General features: G+C 63.9%; 2 protein-coding genes. Both read right to left on the reverse strand.

Annotation, left to right across the window (positions count from 1 at the left end; all coding sequences use genetic code 11):
- A partial coding sequence (locus EOA86_RS31120) for an RNB domain-containing ribonuclease (RefSeq protein ID WP_245497430.1) occupies positions 1-1136 on the reverse strand: 1136 nt, incomplete at its 3' end.
- Between the two features lie 42 nt (positions 1137-1178).
- Positions 1179-2338 (reverse strand): topoisomerase C-terminal repeat-containing protein (locus tag EOA86_RS31125; protein ID WP_206630186.1); only part of this gene is annotated, 1160 nt, incomplete at its 5' end.

Genomic DNA, 2338 nt, shown 5'->3' on the forward strand with positions numbered 1-2338 from the left:
AGGCGGTGGAATGAATGCCTGAGCTTGCGGCCATCGGCCGAGAAGGTCATGCGGACCGCCAGCGCCGGGCGGTCCTGGCCGTCGCGCAGCGAACAAAGGTCGTTGGAGATGCGCTCCGGCAGCATCGGCACGACGCGATCCGGGAAATAGACCGAATTGCCGCGCTTCAGCGCCTCGCGGTCGAGCGCGGTGCCATAGCGCACATAAGCGGCGACATCGGCAATCGCTACGGTAACCACCACGCCGCCGGGGTTCTTTTCGTCTGGATCCGATATGGCGAACACCGCATCGTCATGGTCCTTGGCGTCGGCCGGATCGATGGTGACCAGCGGCAGCTCGCGCCAGTCCTCGCGGCCGGCCAGCGTCCCCGGTTTGACCGCCTCCGCCTCGGCAATGACGTCTGCCGGGAAAACATGCGGAATGTCATGCGCGTGGATGGCGATCATCGAGACCGCCTTTTCGCTGGTCAGCGAACCGAGCACCGCCAGCACCTTGGCTCTGGGCAGTCCATAGCGGGAGGCCCGCGCCGGCTCGACCTCGACCAGATCGCCGTTCTTGGCGCCGTTCTGGAATTCCTTGTCGACCACCAGCTCCGGCTGGCGTCTTTCGACAGGCTCGATGCGGAAGGTGCCGTCCTGCAGAACGCGAAAAACGCCGAGAACGGCATCGGTGCGCTTCTCGAAGATCTTCATCACCCGCCCGGTGTAGGCGGGGCCCGTCGCGTCATCTGTTGGAAAGGTCTTGGCCAGCACGCGGTCGCCGATGCCCGGAGTCGGGCCGCCGCCGCCGCGCGACACGCGGATCGCGATGACGGGCGGCTCGCCGTTGCCAATGGCTTCGGTTGGGTGCGCCAGCAGCACGCCGTCGGCGTCGCGGCCAAAGATGTCGAGCACGGCGACATGGGCGAGGGCGCCGACGCGGGCCAGCCGCTTGCGTTCCTTGGTCAGCAGGCCCTCATCCTGCAGGTCGCGCAAAATGTCTTTGAGCCAGATACGGTCCTCGCCGCGCAGCGCAAACGCCTTGGCGATATCGCGTTTTCCTGAGCGATCCGGATTTTCGGCGATGTAGCGCAGGATCTCGTCGCGGGACGGCCGGTAGTTATCCCTAACCTTGGCTCTCGTGTCGGCGGTGCGCAGATCGCCATGACTTCTTCCGGATACCCTGCGCGCCACGATGCCCTATCCCTTTTTGTTGGCCACTTTCTTGGCCGCCGGTTTTTTGGCCGCCGCAGGCTTTTTGGCAGGTGCGGCCGCTTTGCGGAAGGGCTTTCTGCCGCCATTGCCGCCCTTGGCGTCCTTCTCGGCAATCAGCGCCACCGCGTCCTCGATCGTCACCGACTGCGGGTCCTTGCCCTTCGGCAGCGTCGCATTGACCTTGCCGAAATTAACGTAAGGCCCGTATTTGCCGTCACGCACGACGATCTTACCGCCGCCAGCCGGATGCTCGCCGAGCTCCTTCAAGGCGGCGGGCGTGCCGCCATTGCGGCCGCCCGGGCCCTTCAACTGCTTCTCGGCAATCACAGACACGGCGCGGTTGAGACCGATCGAGAACACGTCCTCGATATTGTCGAGATTGGCGTAGGTGCCGTCATGCAGCACGAACGGGCCATAGCGCCCCAGCCCGGCCGAGATCATCTTGCCGGATTCCGGATGCTTGCCGACGTCGCGCGGCAGCGACAGCAAGGCGAGTGCCTTTTCGTGGTCGATCGAATCGACCGTCCAGCCCTTGGGCAGGCTGGAGCGCTTGGCTTCCTTTCCGTCGCCGCGCTGGATATAGGGGCCGAAACGACCGCTGCGCAGGGTGATTTCCTCCGCCGTGTAGGGGTCCTTGCCAAGCACCTTGGTGCCGTCCTCGCCATTGCCGTTTTCGCCATTGGGGTTGGCGGCGTCGCCGAGCTGGCGGGTGAAGGAGCATTCGGGATAATTCGAACAGCCGACAAAGGCGCCGAATTTGCCGAGCTTCAGCGACAGGTTGCCGGTGCCGCATTTCGGGCAGATCCGGGGGTTCGAACCGTCTTCCCGCGCGGGAAACACCAGCGGCGCCAGTTCTTCGTTCAATGCATCGAGCACGTCGGTGACGCGCAATTCCTTGATGTCGGCGACGGCGCCCGAAAAATCCTTCCAGAAATCGCGTAGCACATCCTTCCAGGCGAGCTTGCCGTCCGAGATTTCGTCCAGTTTTTCCTCGAGCGAGGCGGTGAAATCATATTCGACATAGCGCTCGAAGAAGCTTTCGAGGAAGGCCGACAACAGCCGCCCCTTGGCCTGCGGTACAAGCTTGCGCTTGTCGATGGCGACATAGTCGCGGTCCTCGAGCGTCTTCAGGATCGCCGTATAGG

Origin of the sequence: Mesorhizobium sp. M5C.F.Ca.IN.020.32.2.1, assembly GCF_004023105.1 — a bacterium.
In the GTDB taxonomy this organism is placed as follows: domain Bacteria; phylum Pseudomonadota; class Alphaproteobacteria; order Rhizobiales; family Rhizobiaceae; genus Mesorhizobium; species Mesorhizobium wenxiniae.